Source organism: Streptomyces sp. NPDC047022 (genome assembly GCF_040644155.1).
In the GTDB taxonomy this organism is placed as follows: domain Bacteria; phylum Actinomycetota; class Actinomycetes; order Streptomycetales; family Streptomycetaceae; genus Streptomyces.
The window spans coordinates 1-13,668 of sequence record NZ_JBEYVV010000020.1 but is presented as its reverse complement, the minus strand read 5'-3'; the positions used below and the strand labels follow the sequence as shown (position 1 = coordinate 13,668).

Here is a 13,668-nt window from a genome sequence, read left to right as displayed (position 1 = left end):
GCCAGGAGCAACCGGGAAAGACCGTTCGGGGTTACGCTGGGTTGCATTGGCGTAACCCAAAGTGCCGGACAAGGGGGCGTGTGGGGACGTCCGGCAGCGCAAGGATGTTCGCCCGTAGCGGAGGGAACCGGTGTGCGCGGCATGGAGTGTCCGTGCGTGCGGGTAAGACATCCCTAGTGGGAGGGGGCGTCCGCGCGGGAAAGGCGGTCTTGCGTTCGCCGTCGGCGTACTGGTGAGTGGGGTATCTGCCTGGCCTGCGGGAACATCGTCTCGCACCATCAAGTTGGAGCATGTGTCAGCGTTCGGGGTCAGGAGGCAGGAACTCTGTCTTCGCGTGAGCGGAGGTGATCCGGACGGTGTCGGCAGTTGGAATGAGCGGTCCCCGCTTGCGGGACTAAGCTGCGGAAGGACAGTGAGGGGAGCGTCCCCTCACCGCCTGACCGCTCTGAGGAGCGATTAACGATGTTCGAGAGGTTCACCGACCGCGCGCGGCGGGTTGTCGTCCTGGCTCAGGAAGAAGCCCGGATGCTCAACCACAACTACATCGGCACCGAGCACATCCTCCTGGGTCTCATCCACGAGGGTGAGGGTGTCGCCGCTAAGGCCCTGGAGAGCCTCGGGATTTCGCTCGAGGCGGTCCGCCAGCAGGTGGAGGAGATCATCGGCCAGGGCCAGCAGGCCCCCTCCGGTCACATCCCCTTCACCCCCCGTGCCAAGAAGGTCCTGGAGCTGTCGCTCCGCGAGGCTCTTCAGCTGGGCCACAACTACATCGGCACGGAGCACATCCTGCTCGGCCTGATCCGTGAGGGCGAGGGCGTCGCCGCCCAGGTCCTGGTCAAGCTGGGCGCAGATCTCAACCGTGTCCGCCAGCAGGTCATCCAGCTGCTGTCGGGCTACCAGGGCAAGGAGACCGCCACCGCCGGCGGCCCGGCCGAGGGCACGCCCTCGACCTCCCTCGTCCTGGACCAGTTCGGCCGGAACCTCACCCAGGCCGCCCGTGAATCCAAGCTCGACCCGGTCATCGGGCGCGAGAAGGAGATCGAGCGGGTCATGCAGGTGCTGTCCCGCCGCACCAAGAACAACCCGGTTCTCATCGGCGAGCCCGGCGTCGGCAAGACGGCGGTCGTCGAGGGCCTGGCCCAGGCCATCGTCAAGGGCGAGGTGCCCGAGACCCTCAAGGACAAGCACCTCTACACCCTCGACCTGGGCGCGCTGGTCGCCGGTTCCCGCTACCGCGGTGACTTCGAGGAGCGCCTGAAGAAGGTGCTCAAGGAGATCCGCACCCGCGGCGACATCATCCTGTTCATCGACGAGCTCCACACGCTGGTCGGTGCGGGTGCCGCCGAGGGCGCCATCGACGCGGCCTCGATCCTGAAGCCGATGCTGGCCCGCGGTGAGCTGCAGACCATCGGCGCGACCACGCTGGACGAGTACCGCAAGCACCTGGAGAAGGACGCGGCCCTGGAGCGCCGCTTCCAGCCGATCCAGGTGGCGGAGCCGTCGCTGCCGCACACCATCGAGATCCTCAAGGGCCTGCGCGACCGCTACGAGGCGCACCACCGCGTCTCCATCACGGACGAGGCCCTGGTCCAGGCCGCCACCCTGGCCGACCGCTACATCTCGGACCGCTTCCTGCCGGACAAGGCGATCGACCTGATCGACGAGGCCGGCTCCCGGATGCGCATCCGCCGGATGACCGCTCCGCCGGACCTGCGCGAGTTCGACGAGAAGATCGCGGCCGTGCGCCGGGACAAGGAGTCGGCGATCGACTCCCAGGACTTCGAGAAGGCGGCTTCCCTCCGTGACAAGGAGAAGCAGCTGCTCGCCGCGAAGGCCAAGCGGGAGAAGGAGTGGAAGGCCGGCGACATGGACGTCGTCGCCGAGGTCGACGGCGAGCTGATCGCCGAGGTGCTCGCCACCGCCACGGGCATCCCGGTCTTCAAGCTCACCGAGGAGGAGTCCTCCCGCCTGCTGCGCATGGAGGAGGAGCTCCACAAGCGCGTCATCGGCCAGGTGGACGCCGTCAAGGCGCTGTCGAAGGCGATCCGCCGTACGCGTGCGGGCCTGAAGGACCCGAAGCGTCCCGGTGGTTCGTTCATCTTCGCGGGCCCGTCCGGTGTCGGTAAGACGGAGCTGTCCAAGGCGCTCGCCGAGTTCCTCTTCGGCGACGAGGACGCCCTGATCTCCCTCGACATGTCGGAGTTCAGCGAGAAGCACACGGTGTCGCGGCTCTTCGGTTCGCCCCCCGGATACGTGGGCTACGAAGAGGGCGGCCAGCTGACGGAGAAGGTGCGCCGCAAGCCGTTCTCGGTCGTCCTGTTCGACGAGGTCGAGAAGGCCCACCCGGACATCTTCAACTCGTTGCTGCAGATCCTGGAGGACGGTCGTCTGACCGACTCCCAGGGCCGGGTCGTGGACTTCAAGAACACGGTCATCATCATGACGACCAACCTCGGCACCAGGGACATCTCCAAGGGCTTCAACCTGGGCTTCGCCGCCGCGGGCGACACGAAGAGCAACTACGAGCGCATGAAGAACAAGGTGTCGGACGAGCTGAAGCAGCACTTCCGCCCCGAGTTCCTCAACCGCGTCGACGACGTGGTCGTGTTCCCGCAGCTGACCCAGAAGGACATCCTGGCGATCGTCGACCTGATGATCGGCAAGGTCGACGAGCGGCTCAAGGACCGGGACATGGGCATCGAGCTCGCCCAGTCCGCCAAGGAGCTGCTGGCCAAGAAGGGCTACGACCCCGTGCTGGGCGCCCGGCCGCTGCGCCGGACCATCCAGCGCGAGATCGAGGACACGCTCTCCGAGAAGATCCTCTTCGGCGAGCTGCGTCCGGGCCACATCGTGGTCGTCGACACGGAGGGCGAGGGCGACTCCCAGACCTTCACCTTCCGTGGTGAGGAGAAGTCGGCACTGCCGGACGTCCCGCCGATCGAGCAGGCGGCTGGTGGCGCCGGCCCGAACCTGAGCAAGGACGCGTAACCTCCGCGTTTCGCCGAAGGGGCTGCCCCCGGGACTTCGGTCTCGGGGGCAGCCCCGTTTTCGCACGCGATCCGGTCGGCGCCAGAGAGCCCCAATAAAAGGAACTTTTCGCGCAAAATGGCCACGCCGAGTCGAGTCGGCCAGGCAGGGATGCGGTGCCGGTGCGGTATCGGGAATCCGTCACACCGGGGAATTACCCGATCCGATCCGGATATCCGGGCGGCTTCCGCCGGGAAGCCGGGAAAAAGGAAAATACTTCACGGGCGCAAAGCCGCGTGGTGGACGAGGCGCTTCTTCGAGTGCACGACGCGTCTCTCCCGGTGAGCCGATGCGGTGGCTTCGGTGAGCGAATGAGGCGCCTTGGGGCGTCTATGTCCCGGAGTGCGCCTGGGACACCAGGCCGACAGCGACCTGCAGGGTCGCCTTGCGGACGTCCTCGGGATCGCCGCCCAGGTCCTGGAGGACGAACATCCCCGCGTGCATGGTGAACAGTGCGCTGATGCACCTGACCTGGTCGGTCAGGGACGCGCCCGGGTCCCTGACGATCTCGCGCATCTGCATCATGCGGTCCTTGAACTGCTCGCCGATGCTCAGGTCCCGGATGGTGGCCTGGTTCTCCTGCATGAAGCGGAAGAACGGGGCCGCGCCGGACAGTGCCTCGCTGTAGCGGCGCAGCACCTCCTGCTTGGTCTCCAGGCTGTGCGGCTGCGTCTTGCCCCACTCGATCAGATCGTCGATCGGGCGGGACAGGTCCTCGAAGATGCTGACCAGGATCTCTTCCTTGGTCTTGAAGTGGTAGTAGAGCGCGGCCTTGGTGACGTCCAGGTGCTCGGCGATCTCCCGCAGCGAGGTCTTCTCGTAGCCCTGCTCGACGAAGAGTTCGAGCGCCACGTCCTGGATGCGCTGGCGGGTGTCCCCGCGCCGCTGCCGCTTGGTGTCGTCCATGGTGGTGCCGCCCATTCTCGTACTCCTCGCGTTCCCCGGAGGCCATGCCTGTCGGCCCAAGGGCAGGCCTCATGGGTAACTTACTTGACGCCCGGCTAGTTACGGGCTACCTTCCCTCAGTGTAATCAACTAGCCGGTCGGCAAGTAAGTAGCTGGCCGGTCGCGGTACCAGGGGAGTAGGGAACACGATGGCGGACACCATGCCACCGGCGAAAGCCGGGGAACAACCACGGAGCGTACGAGTCGTCCTGCTGGCGCTCATGATCGCGATGCTGCTCGCGATGCTCGACAACATGATCGTGGGCACCGCGATGCCGACCATCGTGGGCGAGCTCGGCGGCCTTCAGCATCTGTCGTGGGTGGTGACCGCATACACCCTCGCGACCGCCGCCTCCACCCCCCTGTGGGGCAAGTTCGGCGACATGTACGGGCGCAAGGGCTCCTTCCTGGCCTCGATCGTGATCTTCCTGATCGGGTCGGCGCTCAGCGGCATGGCGCAGAACATGAACGAGCTCATCGGCTTCCGCGCCCTCCAGGGCCTCGGCGCCGGCGGCCTCATGGTCGGCGTCATGGCCATCATCGGCGACTTGATCCCGCCGCGTGAGCGCGGCAAGTACCAGGGCATGATGGCCGGCATCATGGCGCTCGCGATGATCGGCGGACCGCTGATCGGCGGCACCATCACCGACCACTGGGGCTGGCGCTGGGCCTTCTACATCAACCTGCCGCTCGGCGTGGTCGCCCTGGCTGCGGTCAGCGCGGTGCTGCACCTGCCCAAGAAGCGCGCCAAGGCCCGTATCGACTACCTCGGCGCCGCTCTGCTCACCGTGGGCATCACCTCGATCGTGCTGGTCACCACCTGGGGCGGCAGCCAGTACGCCTGGACCTCCGCGCGGATCATGGAGCTGATCGCGATCGGCGTCGCCGCGCTCGTCGGGTTCGTGTTCTGGCAGACCAAGGCCGCGGAGCCGGTTGTTCCGCTGCACATCTTCCGCAGCCGCAACTTCTCACTGATGGCGACGATCGGCTTCATCACCGGCTTCGTGATGTTCGGTGCCGTGCTGTTCCTGCCGCTGTACCAGCAGTCGGTGCAGGGCGCGTCCGCCACCAACTCCGGTCTGCTGCTCCTGCCGATGCTCGGCGCGATGCTCGTCGTGTCGATGATCGCCGGACGTGTCACCACCAACAGCGGCCGGTACAAGGTCTTCCCGCTGGTCGGCAGCGTGCTGATGATCACCGGCCTGTACCTGCTCTCGCTGATGAACACGGACACCACCCGGCTCACCTCGGGCCTGTACATGGCCGTCCTGGGCGCCGGTATGGGCTGCCTGATGCAGGTCACCATGCTGGTCGCGCAGAACAGCGTCGAGATGCGGGACATGGGCGTCGCCTCGTCGACCTCGACCCTCTCCAGGACCCTCGGCTCCTCCTTCGGTGTCGCGATCATGGGCGCGCTCTTCAACAACCGTGTTCAGCACGTGATGCTCGAACGCCTGGGCTCGCACGGGGGGAAGTTCACCGAGAAGTCCGCGCAGCTCGACGCGAAGAGCCTGCAGAAGCTTCCGGCCGTGGTCCGCGAGGCCTACCAGCACGCGGTGTCCGCGGGTACGCACTCCGCGTTCCTGCTGGGCTCGGTGGTGGCCGTGGTGGCGCTGCTGGCAGCGGTGTTCGTGAAGGAAGTCCCGCTGCGCGGCGCGGGACCGGACAAGCAGGCCGGGGACGCGACCGGGGACGTCGCTGACGCGCTTCCGACGGTTGCAGAGGCCGTCTGACACGCGTCCTCCCCGGCCCGAAGGCCCCCGGCGTTGTCCGCCCCGGGGGCCTTCGCCCGTGTGCGGTGCGGTGCGATGCGCCGATGCGCTGTCAGTGCCGCGTGGCAGCATCGATTGCGTGGACAGGATGCGCCAGCTGAGGCTCGCCAAGGACGCGATGGACCGGGACTGGGCCGACCCGGACCTCGACCTCGGCGCCGTCGCCGCGCATGCCGGGTACTCCCGGTATCACTTCATCAGGGCCTTCAAAACGACGTATGGCGAGACGCCCGGCCAGTATCTGACGCACCGGCGGATCGAGCGCGCGCAGGAGATGCTGCGCACCGCCAACCTGACCGTCACCGAGATCTGCCATCTCGTGGGGTTCAGCAGCGTCGGCACGTTCTCCGCCCGGTTCAAGTCCTCGACCGGGCTCACCCCCAGCGAGTACCGCACGAAGCACGTCGGCCGCGGGGCCGCGCTCATACCGGGGTGCTACGCGATGCTCTGGGCGGGCGGCTTCCGAGCGGTGCCCGACGCGGGGGAGAGCAATTCCGAAGAAGCGCCCTGACATCCCCGCTGCCTACGGTGGCAGTGCAGGCAAAACCGCGCGCCTTCGGGAGAACATCATGATCAAAGGACTCGCCATCACGACCGTCTGGGTCCTCGACCAGGACCGGGCCAAGGAGTTCTACACGCAGAAGCTCGGCCTCGAGATCCGTACGGACATGACCATGGGGGACGGCGGTATGCGCTGGCTCACCGTCGGCGCCCCCGACCAGCCCGACGTGGAGCTGACGCTGATGGTCCCGGGGCCGCCCGCGATGGACCCCGAGTCCGCGGAGATGATGAAGAAGCTGGTGGCCAAGGGGGCGCTGGGCGCCGGTGTGCTGGCCACGGACGACATCCACGGTGACTACAAGAAGCTCAAGGACCGTGGCGTGGAGTTCCTCCAGGAGCCCCAGGAGCGGCCGTACGGCACGGAGGCGCTGTTCCGCGACGACTCCGGGAACTGGTTCTCGTTCACGCAGCGGCGGGAAGGCGGCCTGGACCTGGAGCAGGACTGGGCGTAGGGCTGCGGTTTCGCGCAGTTCCCCGCGCCCCTGCCGGAGGTGTTGTCCGCCGTGCGTCGGCCGCGGGTGCGTCGTGGCTTGTCGCGCAGTTCCCCGCGCCCCTGAGGTGCGCGCTTCGCGCGCAATACGGCGGTCACCCAAACCCACACGACGCGCCCGCAGCCGTCGACGTAGCGGACCCTCGTCCGATGGGGGCGCGGGGAACTGCGCGAAGGCCCACGACGTGCCCGCAGGCGACGACGTAGCGGACCCGCATCCGATGGGGGCGCGGGGAAACTGCGCGAAGGCCCACGACGTGCCCGCAGACGGCGACGTAGCAGACCGCATCCGATGGGGGCGCGGGGAACTGCGCGAAACCCCACCTCGCAGCCGCAGGCGACAACCGCGCCCGCGTCAGCCCCCCGACAGCGGCAGCATCGGGAAGCTCCCCGTGTTCGTCGGGGCGTGTTCCGGAAGCCAGAGCACCGCGACCGCCCCCTCGGCCGGCACGAGTTCCGGCGCGCCCGGCTGCCGGATGTTGCGGAACGTCAGACGGGCGCCAAGAACGCGCGCCTGCCCCGCCGCGATCGTCAGACCCAGGCCGTGACCGACGCCCGAACGGTCGGAGCGGCCCGTACGGAAGCGCTGAGGACCGTCCGAGAGCAGCTCCTCAGGGAACCCCGGTCCATGATCCCGTACCCGGATGACCCGGCCCTCGACCGACACCTCGATCGGCGGCTTGCCGTGCCGCGCCGCGTTGGCCAGCAGATTGAACAGCACACGCTCCAGGCGGCGCGGGTCCGTCGTCACCCAGGACTCATGGATCACCCGGACCTCGGCGTCCGGATCCTTCGCCGCCACCCGCCGGGTGATGAACTCGCCGAGCATGATGTCCTGCAGTTCCGCCCGCTCGGAGGCCCCGTCCAGACGGGCCACCTCCAGGACGTCCTCCACGAGCGTGCGCATGGCCTTGGCGCGGTCAAGCACCAGTTCGGTGGGACGCCCGGGCGGCAGCAGCTCGGCCGCGGTGAGCAGTCCCGTGACCGGGGTGCGCAACTCGTGGGCGATGTCCGCCGTGACCCGGCGCTCCGCGTCCAGTCGCAGCTGCAGGGCGCCCGCCATCGCGTCCACCGCTCGCGCCAGGTCGTCGGTCTCGTCGCGTACGACGCCGCCGATCGCCTCGCGCACGCGTACGCCGGTCTCGCCCGCGGCGACCCGGTTCGCCGCGGCGGCCGCCTTGCGCAGCCGCCGTGACAGCTGCCCTCCGATGAGCACGCCGAGGGCCGAGCCGCCGAGGACGACCGCGATCGAGCCGATGAACAGTGCCTGGTCGAGGTCCTTCATCACATCGGCGCTGCGGTCCGTGAAGCGGGTGTGCAGCGACAGCACCCGACCGTCCTTGAGCGGCACCGCGGCCCAGATGTCCGGCACGCCGTGCGCGCCCTCGGACACATAGGTGGCACGCCGGCCCTCCGTGACCTCCCGCAGGAGGTCATGGGGCATGGCCGGGTCGTCGACCTTCACCCCGAAGGACTGGGTGCGCCCGGACTCGTACATCCGCTGCGCCACCTGGATGCGCTCGTCGGCGAGATCGCGCGAGTTGTCGAGCATCGACACCCGCGCCGCGTTGTGCACGACCAGGCTCAGCGCTATCGCGACGAGCGCGCCGACCAGGGCGATCGCCGCACTGAGCTTCCATCTGAGGCCCGTCCGTATGGCGTCGTCCGGGACCAGGCGTCGGAGAATCCCCGGCATTCTTCCGTTCAGGCCCTCAACTTGTATCCGAAGCCGCGGACCGTTTCGATCCGGTCCTGGCCGATCTTGGTGCGAAGCCGCTGCACATGGACGTCGACGACGCGGGTGTCACCGCCCCAGCCGTAGTCCCACACGCGTTCCAGCAGCTTGTCCCGGGACAGTACGGTGCCCGGCGCCGAGGAGAACTCCAGCAGCAGCCGCATCTCGGTGGGCGTGAGTGCCACCGGATGCCCCGAGCGCCGTACCTCCATGCCCTCGGTGTCGATCTCCAGCTCACCGAAGGTGAGCACCCCTCCGTCCATCGGCGCGGTGTCCGCGCCTCCCCGGTCCGGTCCGCCCGCGTGCCCGAAGCGGCGCAGCACCGCGCGGATACGGGCGACCAGCACGGCCCCGTCGAACGGCTTGGTCACATAGTCGTCGGCGCCGGCCTCCAGGCCGAGCACGACGTCGATGGAGTCGGCGCGCGCGGAGACCATGATCACCGGCACGGTCGACTCATCACGGATGCGGCGGCACAGGCTGACCCCGTCCAGGCCCGGGACCATCACGTCCAGCAGGGCGATGTCCGGACGCTGGGCTCGGAACGCCTCCAGTCCGGACAGTCCGTCGGGCATGGCGGTGACCGCGAAGCCGTCCCGCTCCAGCGCGAGCTGGGTGGCCTCGCGGATGACGTCGTCGTCCTCGACGAACAGGACGTGGGTCTGTTCTGCCATCCGTGCTCTCAGTTCCCGTTCGGGGCAGCGGTGCCGCTGTTGCCCACCGCATTGCTGTACTCGTTGTGTGTGCTGGACACCTCGGTGAAACGGGTCGTGGACCAGCGGTAAGTGATCACTTCCTCGCTGGACGGATACGACACCGGGTCACCCTTCTCGTACATCTGCTGAGTCACCACCAGCTCACCACGGTCTATCTCCGCATAGACAGGGGGCTCCTCGGCCTTGAACACATTCTGGTACTTGTGATCCTTCATCCGATACACGTACGAGCCCACGCCGACTGCGTCGCCACACGTCATGACGTTCACCACAATGTCGTTCGCCGTGCCGCCGGTCACATCGCCGAAGGAGACGTCGACCGGGTACTCGTCGGCCACACAGGGCTTCAGGCCGTCCCTGACCGACTTCGCGATCGTGGGGTCGTCCTTGACCATCTGAACGACGTCCATCCGCGTGAGATCCCGGGGGGACGGCGAGGCCGAGGGCGTGGCGGAGTGCGAGACCACCGTGTTGCTGCCCGCCGGACCCTCGTCCCGTGCGCCGGTACCGCCCGTCGCGCAGGCGGAGACGAAAAGCCCGAGGGCGGCGATCGTGGCAATCGCCGCGATCGCCGCCTTGACGGCTTCCCTGGGCCGTATGGCCCCCGTGCCTAGGCCGCGCAACGCTCCCGCTCCTCACGCTCGAGCGCGCGTGCGTCCAGGTCCCGTGACTCCAGCTCCTCCCGGAGCCGGGCGAGCGCCCGGTGCAGCGTGCTCTTGACGGTTCCGGCCGACATACCGAGGGCGGCGGCCGTCTCCTCCGTGGACATCTGCTCCCAGTGTCGCAGCACCACGACGCTGCGCTGCTTCGGAGCGAGCACCTTCAGGATGTCCATGAGCAGAGCGCGATCGGCGTGCTGCTCGGTGGAGTCGTCGACGGACGCGTCCGGGAGCTGCTCCGTGGGGACCTCCTCCAGCCGACGGGCCCGCCACCACTCGGTCCGCGTGTTGATCATCACGCGGCGCAGATAGGCGTCCGCGAGACGCTTGTCCGCGATGCCGTCCCAGCGGCCGTAGGTACGTACCAGTGCGGTCTGAAGCAGGTCCTGGGCGTCGGTCGGGTCCGGAACCAGCCGGCGTGCGCTGCGCAGCAGCGCGTCCTGCCTCGTGCGGACGTACTCCTCGAACTCGAGCACCTCTTCCTGCGCCATTTCAACCGCCTCCGTTCCCCGTCCGACGTTTCCTTCGGCTGCGGTCCACAGCCGGGTGCCGGTCCTTCAAAGTCCGTATGTCACTCGTTCGCCGCACTCTTGGCGGCACGCATATGAAGTTACGGACCACTTGTCACGGGGGTGTGCGAGGCAGCCTGCGGAGAGCCCTCGGCTGTCCGTCGGTTGTGTAACGGAAAGCGGAACGGGGTATAGGCGGACGGAAGTTGGGTTAGATATGGGGGGATTTGTCCGTATGGTGTCCCCGAAGTTCTGTGATCTGAGGGGCGAGCGTTGTGATGTGGCGAGCCAGGAGCTGTGACACGGGCGTGAGGAGACCGGGGGCCGGATGCGCGTGCACCGCCCGGCGCGGCGCGAGGGGCGCGCGCTCGGGCGGTGCCGGGATCGGATGAGATCGGATGATCGGGATGGGATGGGATCAGGAGATCAGGTGAGGGGAAGGCGGTAGAGGCCGCCGGGCAGGGGTTCCACGAGGCCGTCGGAGACCAGGCCGTCCAGAGCGCGGGCGCGCTGCACCGGCTCGTCCCAGACCCGGTCGAGGACCGACTGCGGGACCGGGGTCACGGCCTCCCGAAGTACCGACAGGAGCCGGCCGCGCACCTGGCGGTCCGTGCCCGCGTAGGTCTGACCGCGGCGCGGCGGTCCCTCGTGCTCCGGCTTGCCCGCCAGCTGCCACGCGCACCGGGAGGCGATAGGGCAGCGATGGCAGGTCTCGTTCTTCGCGGTGCACACCAGCGCGCCGAGCTCCATGGAGGCCGCGGCCCACCGGGACGCCGTGCGCTCGTCCTCGGGCAGCAGCTCGCGGGCCAGCTTGCGCTCGGCGGCGGTGGTGGCATTGGGCGGGTACTGCACACCGGTGACCGCGCGCGCGATGACACGGCGCACATTGGTGTCCAGGACCGGGTGCCGCTGGCCGTACGCGAAGGAGGCCACGGCCGCGGCCGTGTACTCCCCGATGCCGGGCAGCGCCAGCAGCTGCGCGTGCACGGTGGGTACGTCGCCGCCGTGCCGCTCCGTTATGGCCACGGCAGCGCCGTGCAGGCGCAGGGCGCGGCGCGGGTAGCCGAGGCGGCCCCAAGCGCGGACGGCCTCGCCGGGGGGCTCCTTGGCCAGGTCCGCGGGGCGCGGCCAGCGGGCGAGCCACTGTTCGTAGACGGGCAGGACGCGGCCGACCGGCGTCTGCTGGAGCATGAACTCGCTGACCATCACGCCCCAGGGGCCGGCCTCCGGGCGACGCCAGGGGAGGTCGCGGGCGTGCTCGTCGAACCAGGCGATGACCGGTCCGTGCAAGGCTCCCTCAGGGGCCTGGCCGGCGGGGGCGTCGGTGCTCTCGTCGGTGGTGTCGTCGGTCGGTGCGGGGGCGGTGGAGGGGGTGGTGGGTGCAGTCATGACGCTTTTGATCCTGCCATGTGAAGGGCGGCAGGGTGGGGGACCGCCCCGGGTCGGAGTGGTTGTGTCGGTGGCAGCCCCGGCGGGGCCAGGTGCGCGCCGCACGGGCCGGATCGCCGCGCCGGGCGCCGGAGCGCGGGATGATGATCCGGAAAAGTTGGTGCGAGGGCGGCGGGTGGGGCAAGGCGCGGGTCCGATCTCTCGTACAGTTTGCGCCGTGGGATCTCTGCGCAATCCGGTCGGGCCGCTTCCCTCCTCCATCTACTGGCGACGGAGGGCCGTACTGCTGTCTCTGGCAGCCCTGTTGGTGCTGTTCGTCGCGTGGACGCTCAGTTCCTCCGGCGGCGGGGGAGGCAAGAACAAGGCGGACGGCTCGGACGGCAAGCACCCCACGTCCTCGATCACGCCGGGCCCCGCAGGTTCCGGGCCTGCGATCAGCCAACACCCGGGCGGGCGCGACAGTTCGGGCGGCGGGGACGGATCTGGCTCGTCGGGGTCGGGGGGCTCCGGCGGGGACGGTGACGGCTCCGGCGGAGCGGGCGGCGGGGAGGCCGGCGGCGACGGCGGGTCCCCGAGCGGCCGGCTCCCGGCGGGCACCGGGTCGTCCCTGCCCAACTGCACTCCGAGCGCGGTGCAGTTGACGCTGAAGAGCGAGCACAACAGTTACGCCCCCGGAGACACCCCCACCTTCGAACTGGTCGCCAGGAACTCCTCCGTCAACGACTGCAAGGTCGATCTCGGCCCCAAGAGCGCGGTGTTGACGATCACGCAGGCGGGCAGTGACGACGACGTCTGGTCCTCGTCGGACTGCCCGGGCGGCTCCGGAAGCATCCTGTTCCGTGTGCCCGCGAATGCGCAGACCGTGTACACGGTGAAGTGGGACCGCAAGAAGAGCGCCCCCGACTGCGCCACGCCCCCGCCGGGTTCGGCGTCCCCGGGCACCTATCTGGTGGAGGCGCAGGCACCCGGCTTCCCGAAGTCCCAGACGTCGTTCGTCCTGTCCAAGGACTAGGGTCTCTCGTTTGGATCAGACCCCGCTCCCTGATCCGGCCTGATCCAAACGAAAGACCCTGGTGCCGCCCGGGCACTAGGACCCCGACAGCGCCCGGCGCTGCCGCTTGCCGAGCGGCGCCTGCGAGAGGTCCTCCGCGTTGACGCGGAGGTTCTTGTAGCCGTAGCCGCGCTCGTCGAGCCAGGCCCTCGCGGCGTCCTCGGCGTGTTCCGCCGCGGTCAGGATGTCCTCCTCGGCCTCACCCGAGTCCAGGAACCGGAAGGTGAAGGCGGGGCGGGCCGCGAGGTCGTAGCTGAGGTGTCCCTCCGGGGTGAACGCCGCACGCAGCACGTCGTGCTCCGCGGCATGTGCCAGGAGTTCGGCCCTCTGCCCGTCATCGAGCCGATCGAAGACGCCACGGACCGTAATGCGAAATGTACGAGTACTCACTCCCCGAACGTAGCCTGCGCCACGACCCCCCTCCACAGGATTTCCCCGGCTCCGCCGCGGGCCTGATGGGGGCGCTTGCGGACTGCCGTGGCCTGCGGGTGCGTGGTGGCTTGTCGCGCGGCTCCCCGCGCTCCTGAAGAGCGCGCTCCGCGCGGGCGCGACAAGCCGAGCTCACGTCATGACGTACCCGGCCCTCAAGCGGAGCTAGTGCCGCACCAGGCAACGTTCGCCCCGTCGCGACGCCCGGCACGCACTCTCGCCGCACCGGCCGAAAGCCCAAGTACATCCAGTACGAGGGCTTCCGGCCGGCACGCCGAGAGCACGCACCGGACGCCGCTCCTCAACGGGCAAACGTTGCCTGCCGCGGCACTAGTAGATCGTCGCGGCTAAGGATTGTTCTGGTTGGTGGAGTTGGGGTCGGGCA

The 13,668-nt window shown here is 68.9% G+C and carries 12 protein-coding genes; 5 read left to right on the top strand and 7 right to left on the bottom strand.

The features are described 5' to 3' along the window. Nucleotides 1-462 precede the first annotated feature (462 nt). On the top strand, nucleotides 463-2,988 hold the full coding sequence (locus tag ABZ845_RS20785) for an ATP-dependent Clp protease ATP-binding subunit (protein WP_360981731.1): 2,526 nt from the start codon (nucleotides 463-465) through the stop codon (nucleotides 2,986-2,988). A 369-nt stretch (nucleotides 2,989-3,357) separates the two neighbouring features. Here ABZ845_RS20785 and ABZ845_RS20780 read toward each other — a convergent pair whose 3' ends face one another. Then, nucleotides 3,358-3,948, bottom strand: a complete 591-nt coding sequence (locus ABZ845_RS20780; protein ID WP_360981729.1) for a TetR/AcrR family transcriptional regulator — start codon at nucleotides 3,946-3,948, stop codon at nucleotides 3,358-3,360. 173 nt (nucleotides 3,949-4,121) lie between these two features. Here ABZ845_RS20780 and ABZ845_RS20775 point away from each other — a divergent pair, with 173 nt between their 5' ends. The 3 genes from ABZ845_RS20775 to ABZ845_RS20765 all read left to right on the top strand — a co-directional run bounded on the left by ABZ845_RS20775 (nucleotide 4,122) and on the right by ABZ845_RS20765 (nucleotide 6,757). Continuing rightward, nucleotides 4,122-5,705, top strand: coding sequence for an MDR family MFS transporter (locus ABZ845_RS20775; protein WP_360981727.1), 1,584 nt, complete (start codon nucleotides 4,122-4,124; stop codon nucleotides 5,703-5,705). Nucleotides 5,706-5,832: 127 nt separating this feature from the next. After that, nucleotides 5,833-6,255, top strand: a complete 423-nt coding sequence (locus ABZ845_RS20770; RefSeq protein ID WP_360981916.1) for a helix-turn-helix transcriptional regulator — start codon at nucleotides 5,833-5,835, stop codon at nucleotides 6,253-6,255. A gap of 58 nt (nucleotides 6,256-6,313) precedes the next feature. Beyond that, complete coding sequence (locus ABZ845_RS20765; protein WP_360981725.1) at nucleotides 6,314-6,757, top strand: VOC family protein; 444 nt, start codon at nucleotides 6,314-6,316, stop codon at nucleotides 6,755-6,757. Nucleotides 6,758-7,150: 393 nt separating this feature from the next. Here the strand turns inward: ABZ845_RS20765 and cseC are convergent, their stop codons facing one another. The 5 genes from cseC to ABZ845_RS20740 form a co-directional block, all read right to left on the bottom strand. Then, nucleotides 7,151-8,491 carry a two-component system sensor histidine kinase CseC gene (gene cseC, locus ABZ845_RS20760; protein ID WP_360981723.1) on the bottom strand — a complete coding sequence of 447 codons (1,341 nt, stop codon included), beginning with the start codon at nucleotides 8,489-8,491 and terminating at the stop codon, nucleotides 7,151-7,153. Nucleotides 8,492-8,499: 8 nt separating this feature from the next. After that, nucleotides 8,500-9,204: a two-component system response regulator CseB gene (gene cseB, locus ABZ845_RS20755; protein ID WP_360981722.1), complete on the bottom strand. Its 705-nt coding sequence runs from the start codon at nucleotides 9,202-9,204 to the stop codon at nucleotides 8,500-8,502. Nucleotides 9,205-9,212: 8 nt separating this feature from the next. Beyond that, complete coding sequence (locus tag ABZ845_RS20750) at nucleotides 9,213-9,869, bottom strand: hypothetical protein (RefSeq protein WP_360981721.1); 657 nt, start codon at nucleotides 9,867-9,869, stop codon at nucleotides 9,213-9,215. Next, nucleotides 9,857-10,396: a SigE family RNA polymerase sigma factor gene (locus ABZ845_RS20745; protein WP_360981720.1), complete on the bottom strand. Its 540-nt coding sequence runs from the start codon at nucleotides 10,394-10,396 to the stop codon at nucleotides 9,857-9,859. The genes ABZ845_RS20750 and ABZ845_RS20745 overlap by 13 nt, the downstream gene beginning before the upstream one ends. Nucleotides 10,397-10,840: 444 nt before the next feature. Next, complete coding sequence (locus ABZ845_RS20740; RefSeq protein WP_360981718.1) at nucleotides 10,841-11,803, bottom strand: A/G-specific adenine glycosylase; 963 nt, start codon at nucleotides 11,801-11,803, stop codon at nucleotides 10,841-10,843. Nucleotides 11,804-12,020: 217 nt separating this feature from the next. On the opposite strand from ABZ845_RS20740, the gene ABZ845_RS20735 reads away from it, so the two are divergent. Then, nucleotides 12,021-12,815, top strand: a complete 795-nt coding sequence (locus ABZ845_RS20735; protein ID WP_360981716.1) for a hypothetical protein — start codon at nucleotides 12,021-12,023, stop codon at nucleotides 12,813-12,815. A 75-nt stretch (nucleotides 12,816-12,890) separates the two neighbouring features. Here ABZ845_RS20735 and ABZ845_RS20730 read toward each other — a convergent pair whose 3' ends face one another. After that, a complete protein-coding gene (locus ABZ845_RS20730; protein ID WP_360981714.1) occupies nucleotides 12,891-13,244 on the bottom strand; it encodes a DUF6204 family protein in 354 nt (117 codons plus the stop codon). Between the last annotated feature and the right edge of the window lie 424 nt (nucleotides 13,245-13,668).

Excerpts from the sequence above, each read along its gene's own strand:
- ABZ845_RS20785 (WP_360981731.1), top strand. The coding sequence starts at position 463 with ATGTTCGAGAGGTTCACCGACCGCGCGCGGCGGGTTGTCGTCCTGGCT.
- cseC (WP_360981723.1), bottom strand. The coding sequence starts at position 8,491 with ATGCCGGGGATTCTCCGACGCCTGGTCCCGGACGACGCCATACGGACG.
- cseB (WP_360981722.1), bottom strand. The coding sequence starts at position 9,204 with ATGGCAGAACAGACCCACGTCCTGTTCGTCGAGGACGACGACGTCATC.
- ABZ845_RS20740 (WP_360981718.1), bottom strand. The coding sequence starts at position 11,803 with ATGACTGCACCCACCACCCCCTCCACCGCCCCCGCACCGACCGACGAC.
- ABZ845_RS20765 (WP_360981725.1), top strand. The coding sequence starts at position 6,314 with ATGATCAAAGGACTCGCCATCACGACCGTCTGGGTCCTCGACCAGGAC.
- ABZ845_RS20745 (WP_360981720.1), bottom strand. The coding sequence starts at position 10,396 with ATGGCGCAGGAAGAGGTGCTCGAGTTCGAGGAGTACGTCCGCACGAGG.
- ABZ845_RS20775 (WP_360981727.1), top strand. The coding sequence starts at position 4,122 with ATGGCGGACACCATGCCACCGGCGAAAGCCGGGGAACAACCACGGAGC.
- ABZ845_RS20780 (WP_360981729.1), bottom strand. The coding sequence starts at position 3,948 with ATGGGCGGCACCACCATGGACGACACCAAGCGGCAGCGGCGCGGGGAC.
- ABZ845_RS20770 (WP_360981916.1), top strand. The coding sequence starts at position 5,833 with ATGCGCCAGCTGAGGCTCGCCAAGGACGCGATGGACCGGGACTGGGCC.